Annotated in this window: 28 protein-coding genes; all 28 read left to right on the forward strand. The window is 64.3% G+C overall.

Annotated features, from left to right (window positions below; all coding sequences use genetic code 11):
- Positions 1-240: 240 nt before the first annotated feature.
- Complete coding sequence (locus MU553_RS07850; RefSeq protein WP_247377423.1) at positions 241-1,128, forward strand: RNA methyltransferase; 888 nt, start codon at positions 241-243, stop codon at positions 1,126-1,128.
- Positions 1,129-1,135: 7 nt separating this feature from the next.
- Positions 1,136-2,149 carry a 50S ribosomal protein L3 gene (locus MU553_RS07855; protein WP_247377425.1) on the forward strand — a complete coding sequence of 338 codons (1,014 nt, stop codon included), beginning with the start codon at positions 1,136-1,138 and terminating at the stop codon, positions 2,147-2,149.
- Positions 2,146-2,889, forward strand: coding sequence for a 50S ribosomal protein L4 (rpl4p, locus tag MU553_RS07860; RefSeq protein ID WP_247377427.1), 744 nt, complete (start codon positions 2,146-2,148; stop codon positions 2,887-2,889). Before MU553_RS07855 ends, rpl4p begins: the two co-directional genes overlap by 4 nt.
- The gene (locus tag MU553_RS07865; RefSeq protein ID WP_247377430.1) at positions 2,886-3,137 is read left to right on the forward strand and encodes a 50S ribosomal protein L23; all 252 of its coding nucleotides are present in this window, start codon (positions 2,886-2,888) and stop codon (positions 3,135-3,137) included. Before rpl4p ends, MU553_RS07865 begins: the two co-directional genes overlap by 4 nt.
- A 2-nt stretch (positions 3,138-3,139) precedes the next feature.
- The gene (locus MU553_RS07870) at positions 3,140-3,871 is read left to right on the forward strand and encodes a 50S ribosomal protein L2 (protein WP_247377432.1); all 732 of its coding nucleotides are present in this window, start codon (positions 3,140-3,142) and stop codon (positions 3,869-3,871) included.
- On the forward strand, positions 3,868-4,290 hold the full coding sequence (locus MU553_RS07875) for a 30S ribosomal protein S19 (RefSeq protein ID WP_247377434.1): 423 nt from the start codon (positions 3,868-3,870) through the stop codon (positions 4,288-4,290). The genes MU553_RS07870 and MU553_RS07875 overlap by 4 nt, the downstream gene beginning before the upstream one ends.
- Positions 4,291-4,293: 3 nt before the next feature.
- Positions 4,294-4,755: a 50S ribosomal protein L22 gene (locus MU553_RS07880; RefSeq protein WP_247377437.1), complete on the forward strand. Its 462-nt coding sequence runs from the start codon at positions 4,294-4,296 to the stop codon at positions 4,753-4,755.
- Entirely contained in the window at positions 4,755-5,729 is a 975-nt protein-coding gene (locus MU553_RS07885; protein ID WP_247377439.1) for a 30S ribosomal protein S3, read from the forward strand. The genes MU553_RS07880 and MU553_RS07885 overlap by 1 nt, the downstream gene beginning before the upstream one ends.
- On the forward strand, positions 5,726-5,944 hold the full coding sequence (gene rpmC / locus MU553_RS07890) for a 50S ribosomal protein L29 (RefSeq protein WP_247377441.1): 219 nt from the start codon (positions 5,726-5,728) through the stop codon (positions 5,942-5,944). The genes MU553_RS07885 and rpmC overlap by 4 nt, the downstream gene beginning before the upstream one ends.
- A gap of 4 nt (positions 5,945-5,948) precedes the next feature.
- Positions 5,949-6,296 carry a ribonuclease P protein component 1 gene (locus MU553_RS07895; protein WP_247377442.1) on the forward strand — a complete coding sequence of 116 codons (348 nt, stop codon included), beginning with the start codon at positions 5,949-5,951 and terminating at the stop codon, positions 6,294-6,296.
- Positions 6,287-6,646 (forward strand): 30S ribosomal protein S17, encoded by a 360-nt coding sequence (locus MU553_RS07900; RefSeq protein ID WP_247377444.1) that lies wholly within the window; start codon positions 6,287-6,289, stop codon positions 6,644-6,646. The genes MU553_RS07895 and MU553_RS07900 overlap by 10 nt, the downstream gene beginning before the upstream one ends.
- Complete coding sequence (locus MU553_RS07905; protein ID WP_247377446.1) at positions 6,646-7,044, forward strand: 50S ribosomal protein L14; 399 nt, start codon at positions 6,646-6,648, stop codon at positions 7,042-7,044. Before MU553_RS07900 ends, MU553_RS07905 begins: the two co-directional genes overlap by 1 nt.
- A gap of 1 nt (position 7,045) precedes the next feature.
- Positions 7,046-7,408: a 50S ribosomal protein L24 gene (gene rplX / locus MU553_RS07910; protein ID WP_247377448.1), complete on the forward strand. Its 363-nt coding sequence runs from the start codon at positions 7,046-7,048 to the stop codon at positions 7,406-7,408.
- On the forward strand, positions 7,405-8,109 hold the full coding sequence (locus tag MU553_RS07915) for a 30S ribosomal protein S4e (RefSeq protein WP_247377451.1): 705 nt from the start codon (positions 7,405-7,407) through the stop codon (positions 8,107-8,109). Before rplX ends, MU553_RS07915 begins: the two co-directional genes overlap by 4 nt.
- Complete coding sequence (locus MU553_RS07920) at positions 8,106-8,639, forward strand: 50S ribosomal protein L5 (protein ID WP_247377453.1); 534 nt, start codon at positions 8,106-8,108, stop codon at positions 8,637-8,639. The genes MU553_RS07915 and MU553_RS07920 overlap by 4 nt, the downstream gene beginning before the upstream one ends.
- Positions 8,636-8,854: a 30S ribosomal protein S14 gene (locus tag MU553_RS07925; RefSeq protein ID WP_247377455.1), complete on the forward strand. Its 219-nt coding sequence runs from the start codon at positions 8,636-8,638 to the stop codon at positions 8,852-8,854. The genes MU553_RS07920 and MU553_RS07925 overlap by 4 nt, the downstream gene beginning before the upstream one ends.
- The gene (locus MU553_RS07930; protein ID WP_247377457.1) at positions 8,851-9,243 is read left to right on the forward strand and encodes a 30S ribosomal protein S8; all 393 of its coding nucleotides are present in this window, start codon (positions 8,851-8,853) and stop codon (positions 9,241-9,243) included. Before MU553_RS07925 ends, MU553_RS07930 begins: the two co-directional genes overlap by 4 nt.
- 2 nt (positions 9,244-9,245) lie before the next feature.
- On the forward strand, positions 9,246-9,782 hold the full coding sequence (locus MU553_RS07935; RefSeq protein WP_247377459.1) for a 50S ribosomal protein L6: 537 nt from the start codon (positions 9,246-9,248) through the stop codon (positions 9,780-9,782).
- Complete coding sequence (locus tag MU553_RS07940) at positions 9,782-10,498, forward strand: 50S ribosomal protein L32e (RefSeq protein WP_247377462.1); 717 nt, start codon at positions 9,782-9,784, stop codon at positions 10,496-10,498. Before MU553_RS07935 ends, MU553_RS07940 begins: the two co-directional genes overlap by 1 nt.
- Entirely contained in the window at positions 10,495-10,944 is a 450-nt protein-coding gene (locus tag MU553_RS07945; protein WP_247377464.1) for a 50S ribosomal protein L19e, read from the forward strand. Before MU553_RS07940 ends, MU553_RS07945 begins: the two co-directional genes overlap by 4 nt.
- Positions 10,945-10,946: 2 nt before the next feature.
- On the forward strand, positions 10,947-11,504 hold the full coding sequence (locus MU553_RS07950; protein ID WP_247377466.1) for a 50S ribosomal protein L18: 558 nt from the start codon (positions 10,947-10,949) through the stop codon (positions 11,502-11,504).
- Positions 11,501-12,136, forward strand: coding sequence for a 30S ribosomal protein S5 (locus tag MU553_RS07955; protein WP_247377469.1), 636 nt, complete (start codon positions 11,501-11,503; stop codon positions 12,134-12,136). Before MU553_RS07950 ends, MU553_RS07955 begins: the two co-directional genes overlap by 4 nt.
- Positions 12,136-12,600: a 50S ribosomal protein L30 gene (rpmD, locus tag MU553_RS07960; RefSeq protein ID WP_247377471.1), complete on the forward strand. Its 465-nt coding sequence runs from the start codon at positions 12,136-12,138 to the stop codon at positions 12,598-12,600. Before MU553_RS07955 ends, rpmD begins: the two co-directional genes overlap by 1 nt.
- A gap of 2 nt (positions 12,601-12,602) precedes the next feature.
- A complete protein-coding gene (locus tag MU553_RS07965; RefSeq protein ID WP_247377473.1) occupies positions 12,603-13,109 on the forward strand; it encodes an uL15m family ribosomal protein in 507 nt (168 codons plus the stop codon).
- A 1-nt stretch (position 13,110) separates the two neighbouring features.
- A complete protein-coding gene (gene secY, locus MU553_RS07970; protein ID WP_247377475.1) occupies positions 13,111-14,586 on the forward strand; it encodes a preprotein translocase subunit SecY in 1,476 nt (491 codons plus the stop codon).
- 159 nt (positions 14,587-14,745) lie between these two features.
- Complete coding sequence (locus MU553_RS07975; protein ID WP_247377477.1) at positions 14,746-15,018, forward strand: AbrB/MazE/SpoVT family DNA-binding domain-containing protein; 273 nt, start codon at positions 14,746-14,748, stop codon at positions 15,016-15,018.
- Positions 15,019-15,450 carry a type II toxin-antitoxin system VapC family toxin gene (locus MU553_RS07980; protein WP_247377479.1) on the forward strand — a complete coding sequence of 144 codons (432 nt, stop codon included), beginning with the start codon at positions 15,019-15,021 and terminating at the stop codon, positions 15,448-15,450. It abuts the gene before it with no gap.
- A gap of 198 nt (positions 15,451-15,648) precedes the next feature.
- Positions 15,649-16,008 carry a hypothetical protein gene (locus MU553_RS07985; protein ID WP_247377481.1) on the forward strand — a complete coding sequence of 120 codons (360 nt, stop codon included), beginning with the start codon at positions 15,649-15,651 and terminating at the stop codon, positions 16,006-16,008.
- Positions 16,009-16,041: the final 33 nt, after the last annotated feature.

Genomic DNA, 16,041 nt, shown 5'->3' on the forward strand with positions numbered 1-16,041 from the left:
ATTTACGCCGGTTGACCAGGGTTGTATACACCAGGGGGACTTTCGGCTACGAACTACGGATTCGGTAGGTGTCCGTTCGACCAGAAGCGTCTCCGATTACTGCTCACGCAAAAACCGCTTTATTGCCGCTCTCTGGCCCGTGTGAACGCGTCTCACCGCGGTCGAGAAACGGTTTCTTTTTAAGATGGGAGTAGAGTAGTTTCGGCACAGTCTAGTGGCGTGGCGTGGAAGCGTCACGGCATGACAGTCAGCGTACTCGTGCCGTCATCGCTGACCCGGGAAGCCGAGGACAAACGCGAGGCAACTCGCAAACTCGGCTACGTCGCCCGCGCGGCGACGGTGTTCCGGGTCGATCGCCTGGTCGTCTTCCCCGATTCCGGGGCGGAGGGCCGGTGGGGTGACGGGTTCGTCGAAACCGTGCTGCGGTACGCCGCGACGCCGCCGTACCTCCGAAAGGAGGCGTGGGGCAAGCGGGACGAACTGGAGTACGTCGGTGTCATGCCGCCGCTCCGCACCGCACCACAGACCGGCTCCGGTTCGGACGAATCGGGGTCGTTAAGACAGGGAATCGTGACCGAGGTCGGATCTGAGGGACGCGTTCGGGTCAATTGCGGACTGCAACACCCGGTCTCCCTGCCCGTTCCGGACGGTATGGAACTGGGCGAGGGGGAACGCGTAACCATCAGGGTCTCTTCGCGACGGCCGGTCCGCGCGAAACTCGTCGATCAGTCCCCACGGGGCTACGACGTGATCGCGTCGGACCTCTCGACGGAACTCTCGCGTGACGACGCCGGCGTTCGCATCGCCACTTCACGGCACGGCGAACAGCTGAGTGTCAGCCGACTCGGCGACATCGTCGCCGACACTGGTGCACGCGGTATGACGGTCGCGTTCGGGTCGCCCGAACGCGGACTGCCGGAGATTCTCGGGTTCGATCCTTCCGAGGTACCCTCGGAGGGAACCGAGAGAGTCGCAGCCGCCGAAGCGACCGACGGAGACGAACTAGATGAACCGGATGGATCCCGGTTCGACCTCTGGCTTGACGCGGTTCCGAATCAGGGCAGCGAGGTCGTGCGAACTGAAGAAGCGATGTTCGCCGTGCTCGCCTGCCTGTCACTCACGGAGTGAACCAACGATGCCACAACCAAGCAGACCACGCAAAGGCTCGCTGGGCTTTGGCCCGCGTAGTCGTGCGGCTGGCGAGGTGCCGCGATTCAACACCTGGCCGGACGACGACGGACAGCCGGGTCTCCAGGGTTTCGCCGGGTACAAGGCCGGCATGACCCACGTCGTGATGATCAACGACGAACCCAACTCCCCGCGCGAGGGGATGGAGGAGACCGTACCCGTCACAGTCGTCGAGACGCCGCCGATGCGCGCGGTCGCCGTGCGAGCATACGAGGATACGCCCTACGGCATGCGCCCGCTCACGGAGGTCTGGACCGACGAGTTCCACCCGGAACTCGACCGGACTCTCGACCTTCCCGAGGACGGCGCTGCCGCAGGTGCAGATGAACTGCAAGACGCTCTTGACGACGGTCGTCTCGCGGACGTGCGCGTCATCACGCACACGGTCCCGAGCGACGTCGAGAGCGTCCCCAAGAAAAAGCCCGACGTGATGGAGACGCGTGTCGGCGGTGGCTCCCTCCAGGAGCGCGTCGACTTCGCCCAGGAACTCGTCGAGGACGGCGGCGAACACGCCATGACGGACGTGTTCCGCGCCGGCGAGTACATGGACGTCTCCGGTGTCACGAAAGGGAAAGGGACACAGGGCCCCGTCAAGCGATGGGGCGTCCAGAAACGCAAAGGCAAGCACGCCCGCCAGGGGTGGCGGCGCCGGATCGGTAACCTCGGCCCGTGGAACCCCTCCCGCGTGCGCTCGACCGTGCCCCAGCAGGGGCAGATGGGCTATCACCAGCGGACCGAACTGAACAAGCGCCTCGTCGATCTCGGCGACGGCGACGACCCGACGGTCGACGGCGGCTTCATCAACTACGGTGAAGTCGACGGTCCGTACGCGCTGGTGAAGGGCTCGCTGCCCGGGCCGGACAAGCGCCTCCTGCGCTTCCGGCCGGCGGTACGGCCGAACGACCAGCCGCGCCTCGATCCCGAGGTGCGCTACGTGTCCACGGAGTCTAACCAAGGATGAACGCGACAGTACACAGCCTGGACGGCGACGGCGAGGGCGACGTCGACCTCCCCGAGGTCTTCGAGACCCCGCTCCGAACGGATCTCATCCGGTCGGCGGTCGTCGCCGCACAGGCGAACCGGAAACAGGACTACGGCGCCGACGAGTACGCCGGTCTCCGCACGCCGGCCGAGTCGTTCGGGTCCGGCCGCGGTATGGCTCACGTCCCCCGTAACGGTGGGAAGGGTCGCCGCGTCCCCCAGACGGTCGGCGGACGACCGGCGCACCCGCCGAAGTCCGAGAAGGATCGCACGCGAAACATCAACGACAAAGAGCGCAAGCTCGCCGTCCGCTCGGCCATCGCGGCCACGACGGACGCCGAACTCGTCGCAGAGCGCGGTCACCAGTTCGACGACGACGCCGAACTGCCGCTGGTCGTCTCCGACGAGTTCGAGGATCTGGTCAAGACCCAGGAGGTCGTCGACGTGCTCGAAGCGCTCGGCATCGCTGCCGACATCGAGCGCGCGGACGACAAGAAGATCAAGGCCGGCCAGGGGAAGACGCGCGGACGCAAGTACCGCCGTCCGTCCTCCATTCTGTTCGTCACGAGCGAGGAACCCTCGCGCGCCGCCCGCAACCTCGCGGGTGCCACCGTGACGACCGCCCGCGAGGTCAACGCGGAAGACCTCGCACCCGGCGGAGAGCCCGGTCGACTCACGGTCTGGACCGAGAGTGCCCTCGAGGAGGTGGCGGACCGATGAGCGTCCTTCGCCACCCCCACGTGACCGAGAAAGCGATGAACAAGATGGACTTCGAGAACAAGCTCGAGTTCATCGTCGACGCGGACGCCTCGAAGGACGCGATCGCCGACGCGATCGAGTCCCAGTTCGAGGTCGGCGTCGTGAACGTGAACACGATGGTCACGATGAAGGGCAACAAGAAGGCGACGGTGAAGCTCTCACCTGACGACGACGCCGAGGAAATCGCGTCCAGGATCGGGGTGTTCTGATCATGGGACGACGAATTCAGGGACAACGACGCGGTCGCGGTGGTCCGACGTTCCGGGCCCCGTCGCACCGCTACAAGGCGGACCTGTCGCATCGCAAAGTCGAAGACGCGGACCTCGTGTCCGGGACGGTCGTGGACATCGAACACGACCCGGCCCGCAGCGCACCCGTCGCGGCCATCGAGTTCGAGGACGGCGACCAGCGCCTCGTGCTCGCTCCCGAAGGGATCGGTCTGGGCGACGAGATCCAGGTCGGTATCTCCGCGGAGATCGCGCCGGGCAACACGATGCCGCTGGCCGAGATTCCGGAAGGGGTCCCGGTCTGTAACGTCGAGGCAAACCCCGGTGACGGTGGGAAGTTTGCCCGTGCGTCGGGCGTCTCTGCCCAGCTGCTCACCCACGACCGCAACGTCGCGGTCGTGAAGCTGCCCTCGGGCGAGATCAAGCGGCTCGATCCGGACTGCCGGGCCACGATCGGCGTGGTCGCCGGTGGCGGTCGGACGGAGAAGCCGATGGTCAAAGCCGGGAACAAGTACCACAAGATGAAAGCCCGCGGGACGAAGTGGCCGAACGTTCGTGGTGTGGCGATGAACGCCGTCGACCACCCGTTCGGTGGTGGCGGCCGCCAGCACCCAGGCAAGCCGAAGTCCATCTCGCGGAACGCGCCGCCGGGCCGGAAGGTCGGGGACATCAGCTCCCGGAAGACCGGCCGCGGCGGGAAGGGTGGTAACGAATGAGTTCGGAGTACCAGATCGGTCACGAGGGTGAGTTCTCCTTCCGTGGCCACACGCTAGACGAGTTGCAGGCGATGGACATCGAGGAAGTCGCGGAACTGCTCCCCGCTCGACAGCGGCGAAGTATCGAGCGCGGCCTGACCGTCGAACAGCAGAAGCTGCTCGAGGAGGCCCGCGAGGCCGGCGAAGAGGAGACGGCCAACGATCCGATCCGCACGCACCTGCGCGACATGCCGGTGCTGCCGGTGATGGTCGATCTCACGTTCGCGGTTCACAACGGCCAGGACTTCGAGCGCGTCAAGGTCGAGCCGGAGATGCTCGGTCACTACCTGGGCGAGTTCCAGCTCACGCGGACGAGCGTCGAACACGGTCAGGCCGGTATCGGTGCGACTCGCTCCTCGAAGTTCGTACCACTCAAGTAACACATGGGAATCAGCTACTCAATCGACCCGGACCCGGACACGACGGCGAAAGCCATGCTTCGGGAACGGCAGATGAGCCACAAGCACAGTAAGGCCATCGCCCGGGAGATCAAGGGCATGACTGCCAGCGACGCAGTCGCGTACCTCGACGACGTCATCGAGGGCAAGCAGTCGGTCCCCTTCAAATCTCACAACTCGGGCGTCGGCCACCGCAAGGACATCGAGGGCTGGGACGCCGGCCGGTTCCCCGAGAAGGCCAGCGAGGCCTTCCAGGACCTGCTCGAGAACGCGATCGGGAACGCCGACAACCAGGGCTTCGACGGCGAATCCATGGAGATTCTGCACGTCGCTGCCCACAAGGTCGGCGAGAGCCCCGGCCGCAAGCCCCGCGCGATGGGGCGGGCGACCGCGTGGAACTCCCCGGAAGTCGACGTCGAACTGATCCTCGAGGAGGCTGAGGAATAATGGCTGACGAACATCAGTTCATCGAGGACGGCCTTCAGCGGACCCAGATCGACGAGTTCTTCGCAGACGAACTCGGTCGCGCGGGCTACGGCGGCATGGACGTCGCCAAGACCCCGATGGGCACCCAGATCGTCCTGAAAGCCGAGAAGCCAGGGATGGTCATCGGCAAGGGCGGGAAGAACATCCGGAAGGTCACGACGGAACTCGAAGAGCGGTTCGACCTCGAAGACCCGCAGATCGACGTGCAGGAAGTCGAAGAGCCGGACCTGAACGCTCGGATCGTCGCCGACCGCCTGGCGAACGCGCTCGAGCGCGGCTGGTACTTCCGCAAAGCCGGTCACACCACGATCGACCGGATCATGGAAGCCGGCGCGCTCGGTGCGGAGATCGTCCTCAGCGGGAAAGTCACGGGCGCACGCTCGCGCGTGGAGAAGTTCAACCGTGGCTACATCAAGCACAACGGTGAGCCCGCAGAGGAGATCGTCGACCACGGCCAGGGCGTCGCGGTCATGAAGCTCGGCACCATCGGCGTCGACGTCAAGATCATCCCGCCGAACGCCCAGCTCCCCGACGACTTCCAGATCTACGAAGACGCCGACGTCGAGGAGTACGTCGCGGACGTCTCCGAGGAAGGCGTCGAGGAACTGCTCGAAGGCGAGCCCGAGGAAGGCGAAGCCGCCGAAGGCGAACCCGAACTCGGTGCCCCGCCGGAAGGCGAGGCGGCCGAGGCAGCCGACGAGGCTGACGAGGACGTCGTCGAAGAGGAGATCGTCGAGGAGGAAGACGTCGAGGTTCCGGACGAGGAGCCCGAGGACGTCGACATCGACGAACTCGACGAGGCCATCGAGTCGGAAGTCGACGAGGAGACCGAGGCGGAAGCCGAGGAACTCGTCGAGGAGATGGAAAGCGCGGACGAGGAGTCCGCGGAATCGAGCGGCGACGAGCCGCGAGACGAGGAGGGTGACGACGAATGACGATCCTCCACACTGAGGAAATCCGAGACATGACGCCGCCCGAACGGGAGGCAGAACTGGAGGACCTCGAGACGGAGCTGCTGAACGCCAACGCCGTTCAGGCCGCAGGTGGCGCGCCGGAGAATCCGGGGCGCATCAAGGAGATCCGCAAAGCGATCGCCCGAATCAAGACGATTCAGAACGAGGAAGGCGACTTCGCGGACGCAGAGGAATAGAACAATGCCACTGACATCCGCAACACTGCCGCGACACGAACTCATCGGCCTCCCGGTTCGGGTGGCCGCCGCGTCGAATCCGGACCTCGTCGGCGTCGCCGGCGAGGTCGTCATGGAGACGACGCGGACGCTTTCGATAGCGGCGACTGTGTCCGGCGTGGAGCGGGTGTGGCAGGTGCCGAAGGCCGACGCGACGTTCGAGTTCAGTACGCCTGACGGGCAGAGCGAGGCGCGAAGCGCCTCGACACAGTCGAACGGCGAGAGCCGTGAGACAGTGACCGTCGAGGGCGAGCGACTCGTCGCGCGGCCGGCCAGACGCACGGAACGAACAGGTGATTCGAAATGGCGCTAGGACTTAACGTACCAGAGCCGGAGGAAACCTGTTCCGACGAGAACTGTCCGTTCCACGGCACACTCGGTGTGCGCGGACAGACGCTCGAAGGAGAGGTTGCCTCCACAGACATGGACAAGACCGTAATCGTCGAGCGGGAGTACGACGTGAAGGTACCCAAATACAACCGGCTGATGAAACGCCGGTCCCGGGTGCCCGCACACGCTCCCCCTTGCATCGATCTGCAGGAAGGCGACACGGTTCGTATCGCAGAGACACGACCGCTCTCGAAGACGAAAAGCCACGTCGTCGTGGAACAGCTGGCGGAAGCTGACGTCACGACGACTGCCCAGGCCGGAGGTGACGACTGATGGAAGCACTCGGTGCTGACGTCACGCAGGGCCTCGAGAAGGGCTCGCTGCTGACGTGTGCCGACAACACCGGCGCACGCGAGGTGAAGGTCATCTCGATCTCGGGCTACTCCGGGACGAAGAACCGACACCCGAAGGCAGGCCTCGGCGACAAGGTGACCGTCTCGGTCACCAAGGGCACGCCGGAGATGCGCCGCCAGGTGCTCGAAGCCGTGATCATCCGCCAGCGGAAACCGATCCGCCGGCCGGACGGCACGCGCGTCAAATACGAGGACAACGCGGCGGTCATCATCGACGAGAACGAGGAAGCCCGCGGGACCGAGATCAAGGGTCCCATCGCGCGGGAGGTCGCAGAGCGGTTCGGAGCAATCGCAAGCACGGCCACAATGATCGTCTAGTATGACACGACAACCATCCAAACAGCGTACCCAGACCGAGCGCGCCCCGCTTCACGAGAAGCACTCGCAGGTTCGCGCGACGCTGGCCGACGACCTCCGCGAGGAGTACGGCCAGCGCAACGTGCGCGTCAACCAGGGCGACACGGTCGAGGTCATGCGCGGTGACTTCGCTGGCGAGTCCGGCGAAGTGATCGCCGTCGACCTGCGCGAGGGCGTCATCCACGTGGAAGACGTCACGCTGGAGAAAGCGGACGGCGAGGAAGTGCCGCGCCCGCTCGACTCCAGCAACCTTCGCGTGACCGACCTGAACTTAGAGGACGAGGTACGCACGGAACGACTCGAATCTGAGGAGGATAGCGCATGACGAAGCATCAGAAACGACTCTCGGTACCGAAAAGCTGGCCGGTCGAACGCAAGACCGAGACGTTCACCGTCAAAGCCGACGCCGGTCCCCACGGCGAGGCAGGGGTGCCCCTGCTCATCGTCCTCCGGGACGTGCTCGGCTACGTCGACAACCGCAAGGAGGCGCGCTACGCGCTGAACCAGGACAACGTCCTGATCAACGGGAAAGCGGTCTCCGACGAGGAGCGTCCGGTCGGAATGTTCGACATCATGGCCTTCACCGAGCGCGACGAGTACTACCGCGTGTTCCCCGGCGACGGTGGTCGGCTGGCGCTGACCGCCATCGACGCGGACGCGGCCGACTCCAAGCTCGGGAAGATCGTCAACAAACAGCACGTCACCGGTGGCGACGTGCAGCTGACGCTCCACGACGGCGAGACCCTCGTCGTCGAAGACGCCAGCGAGTACGGTGGCAACGACTCCATCGTCGTCGCCAACGAGGGCGACGAGATCGTCGCACACTTCGCCTACGAAGAGGGTGCGCTCGTCACGGCAGTCGACGGGGCACACGCGGGCGAGATCGGCACGATCGAGGAGATCCAGGTCACGCCTGGCAGTTCCTCGAACAACGTGATCGTCGAGCAGGACGACGGCGAGGGCTTCGAGACGGTCGAAGAGTACGTCGTCGTCATCGACGAGAACTTCACGGGTGATGACGAATGAGCTCCGACAGCGACGCCAGTGCTGACTTCCACGAGATGCGCGAACCGCGCATCGAGAAGGTCGTCGTCCACATGGGAATCGGCCAGGGTGGTCGCGAACTGGGGAACGCCGAGGACATCATCGAGGAGATCACCGAACAGCAGTCGGTGCGAACCACGGCCAAGGAGACGGTCGGCGAGTTCAACATCCGCCAGGGTGATCCCATCGGGACGAAGGTCACGCTCCGCGGCGACGACGCCGAGGAGTTCCTCCAGACGGCGCTCCCGCTGGTCGAACTCGACGCCAAGCAGTTCGACGACACGGGCAACTTCAGCTTCGGCGTCGAGGAACACACCGACTTCCCGAGCCAGGAGTACGACCCGAACATCGGAATCTACGGGCTGGACGTCACCGTCAACATGGTGCGTCCCGGCTATCGCGTGGCCAAGCGCGACAAGGCCTCACGGCCGATTCCGTCGAACCATCGACTCAATCCTGACGACGCAGTCGCGTTCGTCGAGTCGACCTTCGACGTGGAGGTGAACGAATGAGCGAAAGTGAACGAGAAGACGCCGACGCCGAGGCAGCCACCGAGGAGGCCGAGCGTGACCCGACCGGAGAGCAGACGGCAAAGCGAACGGAGCAGCTCCGTTCCTGCCAGCGCTGCGGGCGCGAGCAGGGGCTTGTCGGCAAGTACGACATCTTCCTCTGCCGGCAGTGCTTCCGAGAGATTGCACGCGGCATGGGCTTCAAGAAGTACTCATGACAGGGAACGATCCACTGGCCAACGCACTGTCGGGGCTTAACAACGCCGAGAGTGTCGGGCATCTGGAACAGACGGTACAGCCCGCCTCGAACGAGATCGGTAGCGTGCTCGAGGTCTTCTACGACCGCGGGTACATCGACGGCTTCAGCTTCGTCGACGACGGCAAAGCTGGCAAGTTCGAGGTCGAACTGAAAGGAGCGATCAACGAATGTGGTCCGGTCAAGCCCCGCTACAGTGCGGGCGCAGACGAGTTCGAGCAGTGGGAGAAGCGGTTCCTCCCGGCCCGTGACTACGGGACGCTCGTCGTGACCACCAGCCACGGAATCATGAGCCACTACGAGGCCCGCGAGGAGGGCGTCGGTGGCCAGGTGATCGCGTACGTGTACTAACAATGAACCGAGTAGAACTCGACATTCCGGAGGACGTGACAGCCGAAATGGACCATCTCGACCTGTCGGTCGAGGGTCCCAACGGAACGGTTACGCGCCGCCTCTGGTATCCGGACATCGACGTGTCCGTCGCGGACGGGCAGGTCGTCATCGAGAGCGAAGAGACAGACGCCAAAACGAACTCGACCATCGGCACCTTCGAGAGCCACGTCAGGAACATGTTCCACGGCGTGACGGACGGTTGGGAGTACGAGATGGAAGTCTTCTACTCTCACTTCCCGATGAAGGTGCGCGTCGAGGACGGCGACGTCGTCATCGAGAACTTCCTGGGTGAGAAAGCGCCCCGGCGGACCACAATCCACGGGGACACCGAGGTCGACGTCGACGGCGAGGAGATCACCCTGACGGGCTCGGACATCGAGGCCGTCGGGCAGACTGCCGCCGACATCGAACAGCTCACCCGCGTCACGGACAAGGACATCCGGGTGTTCCAGGACGGCGTCTACATCACGCAGAAACCGAACCGAGGTGAGGCCTGATGGCAGACGAAGAACAAGAATTCGAGGACCTGACGGACATCAGCGGTGTCGGTGACTCCAAGGCAGACTCGCTGCGCGAGGCCGGCTACGAGACGGTCGACGACGTGCGCGGTGCGAGCCAGGACGAACTGGCAGAAATCGACGGTGTCGGGAACGCACTGGCGGCCCGTATCAAAGCGGACGTCGGCGGTCTCGAGGTCCAGGAAGAAGCAGAGGCAGAGGTCGAAGAGGAAGCGCCCGAGGAGCCCGAGGCCGAGGAGGCCGAGGAAATCGAAACGGAGCTCCAGGCGCGCGGCCTGACCGAGAAGACGCCGGACCTGTCCGAGGACGAACAGCGGCTCCTCAACGCCCGCAAGGCCGAGGGGAACCCGCAGTTCAACCGCCAGGACTACCACAAGAAAAAGCGCACGCCCACGTCGTGGCGTCGACCACGCGGCGGGCTCTCGAAGCAGCGCCGCGGTGTCAAGGGCAAAGGTCCGAAGGTCGAAGCGGGCTACCGCCGACCGGAAGCCGTGCGCGGCCGTCACCCGAGCGGGTTCGAGGAAGTGCGCGTCCACAACGCGGACGACCTCGACGGCGTCGACGGTGACACGCAGGCGGTACGTATCGCCTCGAAGGTCGGCGCGCGCAAGCGCGAGACCATCGAAGAGCAGGCCGAGGAACAGGACATTCGCGTCCTGAACCCGACCTACGTCGAAGTGGAGGTCGAAGAATGACTGACCTGAGTGCACAGAAGCGACTCGCAGCGGACATCCTCGACGTCGGGAAGAACAAAGTCTGGTTCGACCCCGAGGAGCAGGGCGAAATCGCCGACGCGATCACTCGCGAGGACGTTCGCGAACTGGTCGATCAGGGTGTCATCCGATCGGAGGACGCCAAGGGCAACTCGCGCGGTCGTGCGCGAGAGCGCCAGCAGAAGCGTTCCTACGGGCACCAGAAGGGTGCCGGGACCCGCCGCGGGAAGGCGGGCGGTCGACAGAACAAGAAAGAAGACTGGCAGAGTCGCATCCGCGCCCAGCGGCGGACGCTGCGGGAGATGCGCGACGAGGGCGACCTGTCGAAATCCGAGTACCGCGAACTGTACGATCAGGCCGGCGGTGGCGAGTTCGACAGCGTCGCGGACATGCAACGCTACATCGACGAACAGTACGGAGGTAACTAATCATGGCAACAGGACCACGATACAAGGTGCCGATGCGGCGTCGCCGCGAGGCCCGGACTGATTACCATCAGAGGTTGCGCCTGCTGAAATCCGGGAAACCCCGGCTGGTCGCTCGCAAGAGCAACCAGCATACTACGGCGCAGCTGATCGTCACTGGCCCACAGGGCGACGAGACCGTTGCGAGCGCACATTCGAGCGACCTCGACGAGTTCGGCTGGGAGGCTCCCACCGGGAACATCTCGGCCGCGTATCTCACGGGGCTGCTCGCAGGCAAGCGCGCGCTCGCCGCCGGCCTCGAGGAGGCTGTGCTCGACATCGGGCTCAACACGGCGACACCGGGCAGTAAAGTATTCGCAGTACAGGAAGGCGCAATCGACGCCGGGCTCGAGATCCCCCACAACGACAGCGTGCTGGCAGACTGGGAGCGCACCAGCGGCGAGCACATCGCTGAGTACGCCGAACAGCTCGACGACGAGCTGTATTCGGGCGATTTCGACGCCACAGAGCTACCATCGCACTTCAACGACGTGCGAGAGACACTGATGGAGGCTGAACTATGAGCAACAACGGATGGGAACCGCGCACGCGGCTCGGCCGGAAGGTCCGCGACGGCGAGATCGACTCGATGGAGGAAGCGCTGAACTCCGGCCTGCCGCTGAAGGAACCGGAGGTCGTCGACCAGCTGGTCCCCGACCTCGAAGACGAAGTGCTGGACATCAACATGGTCCAGCGCATGACCGACTCCGGGCGCCGGGTGAAGTTCCGGTGCGTCGTCGTCGTGGGCAACCGCGACGGCCTCGTCGGCTACGCCGAGGGGCGTGACGACCAGGTCGGTGGTGCGATCCAGAAAGCGATCGAAGTCGGCAAACTGAACCTCATCAACGTCTCCCGCGGCTGCGGGTCCTGGGAGTGTGGCTGTGGGCGACCCCACACCGTCGCACTTCGTACGACCGGCAAAGCGGGCAGCGTCGAGGTCGAACTCCAGCCAGCCCCGCGTGGGCTCGGACTGGCGGGCGGAGAGACCGTCCGGCACGTCCTCGAACTCGCTGGGATCGAGGACATCTGGACGCGCAGTTCGGGGAACACCCGGACGACGGTCAACTTCGCGAAGGCGACGTTCAACGCACTCAAACGTACCGCCGAGGCACGCGTGCCAGAGCGGACGATGGAAAAGCGTGAGGTGATCGAGTAATGAAAGCGCTCGTTCAGCTTCGCGGTGACGTCAACATGGCACAGGACGTGCACGACACGCTGAAGATGCTCAACGTCCACGACGTGAACCACTGCACGCTGGTGCCCGATACGGACGCCTACCGCGGGATGATCACGAAGGTCAACGACTACGTCGCACACGGCGAGCCGAGCCAGGCAACGGTGGAGACGCTGCTGCGCACGCGCGCAGAGCCCCTGGAAGGCGACGCCGACGTCGACGACGAGTGGGTCGCCGAGAACACCGAGTTCGACGACATCGAGGCGCTGGCCTTCGGACTGCTTTCCGAAGAGACGACGCTGCGCGAGCAGGGACTCGCACCGGTCCTCCGGCTGCACCCGCCGCGTGGTGGACACGACGGGCTCAAACAGCCGACCCAGGCGGGTGGGCAGCTCGGCAAACACACGACCGAGGAGATCGACGAGCTCCTCACAGCGATGCGATAACAATGACGAGTAAGAAACGACGACAGCGTGGATCACGCACGCACGGTGGCGGCACGCACAAGAACCGACGTGGCGCAGGCCACCGAGGTGGCCGTGGGAACGCTGGTCGGGACAAACACGAGTTCCACAACCACGAACCGCTCGGGAAATCCGGCTTCAAGCGGCCCCAGAAGCTCCAGGAATCGGTTGCGGAGATCGACGTCCGCGAACTCGACGAGGACGCTGCGCTGCTCGCTGCGGACGGCGTCGCCGAGGAGACGGACGGCGGCTACCGCATCGACGCGCGCGACGTCGTCGAGGACGGGCACGCGGTCGACGTCGTGAAGGTCCTCGGTGGCGGCCAGGTACGTAACGAACTGGTCGTCGTCGCCGACGACTTCTCCGACAGCGCCGCGGAACTGCTCGAATCGGCCGGCGGAGAGGCGGAACTGACCGAACGCGGTGAGGAGCGCCAGGCCGAGATGGAAGCCGATACATCTACGGACGAGGAGTCAGAAGAGGCCGCGTAGCATGGGTTGGAAAGAGACCGCTGAACCGGTACTCACCCGGATGCCGTCAGTCCGTCGGCCGGAGGGACACGTCCCCTTCAAGCGCAAGCTAGCCTGGACTGCCGGTATCCTGGTGCTGTATTTCTTCCTGACGAACGTCTACCTGTACGGGCTGGGAACTGGTGGCGCCGGAGACGTCTTCGGACGCTTCCGCTCGATCCTGGCTGGCGGCAGAGGTACCATCCTGCAGCTCGGTATCGGACCGATCGTTACCGCGTCCATCGTGCTGCAGCTGCTGGGTGGCGCGGACCTGCTGGGGCTCGACACCCAGAACAATCCGCGCGATCAGATTCTGTACCAGGGCCTCCAGAAGTTCCTGGTGATCGTGATGATCTGCCTGACCGGCCTGCCGATGGTGTTTGCCGGGAACTTCCTTCCGGCGAGCCCGACGGTCGCCAACCAGCTTGGCATCGGGGCGCTCGGCGTCAAGTGGTTGATGTTCGCGCAGATCTTCGTCGGAGGGATCCTCATCCTGTTCATGGACGAGGTCGTCTCGAAGTGGGGCGTCGGCTCCGGTGTGGGTCTGTTCATCATCGCCGGCATCAGCCAGTCGCTGGTGGGCGGTCTCTTCACGGTTCCGCAGATCGGCGGTCAGACGATCGGGTTCATCCCGGCGTGGATCGCCATCGCCATGGGGGACCTCCAGATCGGGCCGCTGTTCGGCGGTGGCCTCCAGCAGGCGCTGTTCAACTCCCAGTACGGGATCATCTCGCTGTTCACGACGGTCCTCATCTTCGTGGTCGTCGTGTACGCCGAGAGCGTCCGCGTCGAGATTCCGCTCAGCAACTCGCGGGTGAAAGGTGCGCGTGGCCGCTTCCCGGTCAAGCTCATCTACGCCAGCGTCCTGCCGATGATTCTCGTCCGCGCGCTGCAGGCCAACGTCCAGTTCCTGGGACGCATCCTGAACGCCCAGATGGCGAACATGCCGGGCTGGCTCGGCGTGTACTCGAGTGGGCAGCCCGTCGGCGGGTTGTTCTACTTCCTCGCGCCGATCCAGTCACCGGGCCAGTGGATGTGGTGGCTCGGCCAGACGACGGCCGAACCCTGGATGATCGCGATTCGCGTGCTGATCGACCTGACGTTCATGGTCATCGGCGGCGCGATCTTCGCGATCTTCTGGGTCGAAACCACCGACATGGGGCCGGAGGCGACTGCCCAGCAGATTCACGGCTCTGGGATGCAGATCCCGGGCTTCCGGCAGAACCCCGGCGTGATCGAGAAGGTGCTCGAACGGTACATCCCGCAGGTCACCGTCATCGGCGGTGCGCTCGTGGGACTGCTCGCCGTCGCAGCGAACATGCTCGGGACCATCGGCAACGTCGGTGGGACCGGCCTGCTGCTGACAGTCTCGATCACCTACAAGCTCTACGAGGAGATCGCCGAAGAACAGCTCATGGAGATGCACCCCATGATGCGCCAGGTCTTCGGCTCAGATTAAATACAACTTCTCTATTTTTTTGCGGGGCATCGAACCGGTTAGCTGTGCCCATCTGACGTAGCGGATGCGGTGCCAATTATACTATAGTACCAAACTGACCATCACTGGTTGGTTGCATGTGGCGCAACATGTATTGCGCGAGGGCCTATACGTGTGAGTATGGCAACTGAGGACACTCCCGAAGAGACGAAAGTAAGTGAGCGGGGGATGGTCACGATCCCGGCGGCGCTACGTCGACGGCTCGACATCGAGGCGGGCGATAAGCTTCGCTGGGATACCGACGAGGAGGGAAATCTCTCCATTGAAATCGTTCGACAGCGCTACGGTGCGTTCGAAGACGACGATCTGAAGGCTTCGATGGGTGGCGATGGCCTCGAAACGCACGATCTCACCGGGAACGAGGATGATCCGGCGTTCCCTGAGGATGCCTGAATGGCGGTTGCCGTCCTCGATTCCAACGTTCTCATCGACTACAAGGACACGAGTTCGGATGCCCGGCACGAACAGGCGGAAGAAATCGTCTACGCCATCGATAGGGGTGACCTTCCGACCGCCCGCGTCACGAATTACGTGCTTTTGGAATCCTTGAACTGGATTCACGAGCGGCAACGCCACGATATTGCGGTCGACCTCCGCAATCGCCTCTCCGACTCAGCGGGCTTCGAGTTGGTGCATTCAGCACAGAAGGATTTCTACCGTGCCGTGGAACTTTTTGAAACCTACGATGGGTTCGCGTTCGGTGATGCAACCATCGTTGCGTACATGGAGCGAGCAGACATCGAGTATCTCTATTCGTTCGACGATGACTTCGACGTGATCGAAGACATCACCCGACTGGATACGGCGGACAACCCTTTCAGCTGAGTACGGATCATCGGAGCAATCGGGGCAATGTCGATCGACCAGCGCGGTGATTCAACGTGCTGAGCGTTCCACCGAGTGGCGTTGCGTTCGAACACCACGACCAGTACCGATGGTGCGCCAGGTCTTCGGCAGCGACTAACGCGACACACCCGTTTTCATTTCCAACCACCTGATCACGTCTCCCGCGGTCATCAGCACGTGGGCCCGACACGGCGAGCCGTGCTCACGGCTGGGGCAGTCGCCATCTCCCTCGGCGGTCGTCTGCGTGCCCCGTCGTCGGATGGGCCGCCGTACGAAACGTACGAGGTCGACGACGGGCCGGTGTACGGCCCCGGACTCGAAGCCGAGCGGCAGATCGCCTTCGACGCTGGGCTCGTCACCACCGAGGCCGACGGGGGCGCGTTCCAGTCACGACTTACGCCGACGGACAGGCAGTTCATCGACCGAATCGAGTTCCCGACGGACGCACCTCCTGCCACTGCCGACCGGGTGATCACGACGCTGCTCGTCACATGCGAACGCGACGGACGGTTCCAGCGCGGACGCACGTCGAACTGACCCCTGAACGAACGTCACGAGACCCGGTGTGGA

This window comes from Halorientalis brevis, from assembly GCF_023077655.1.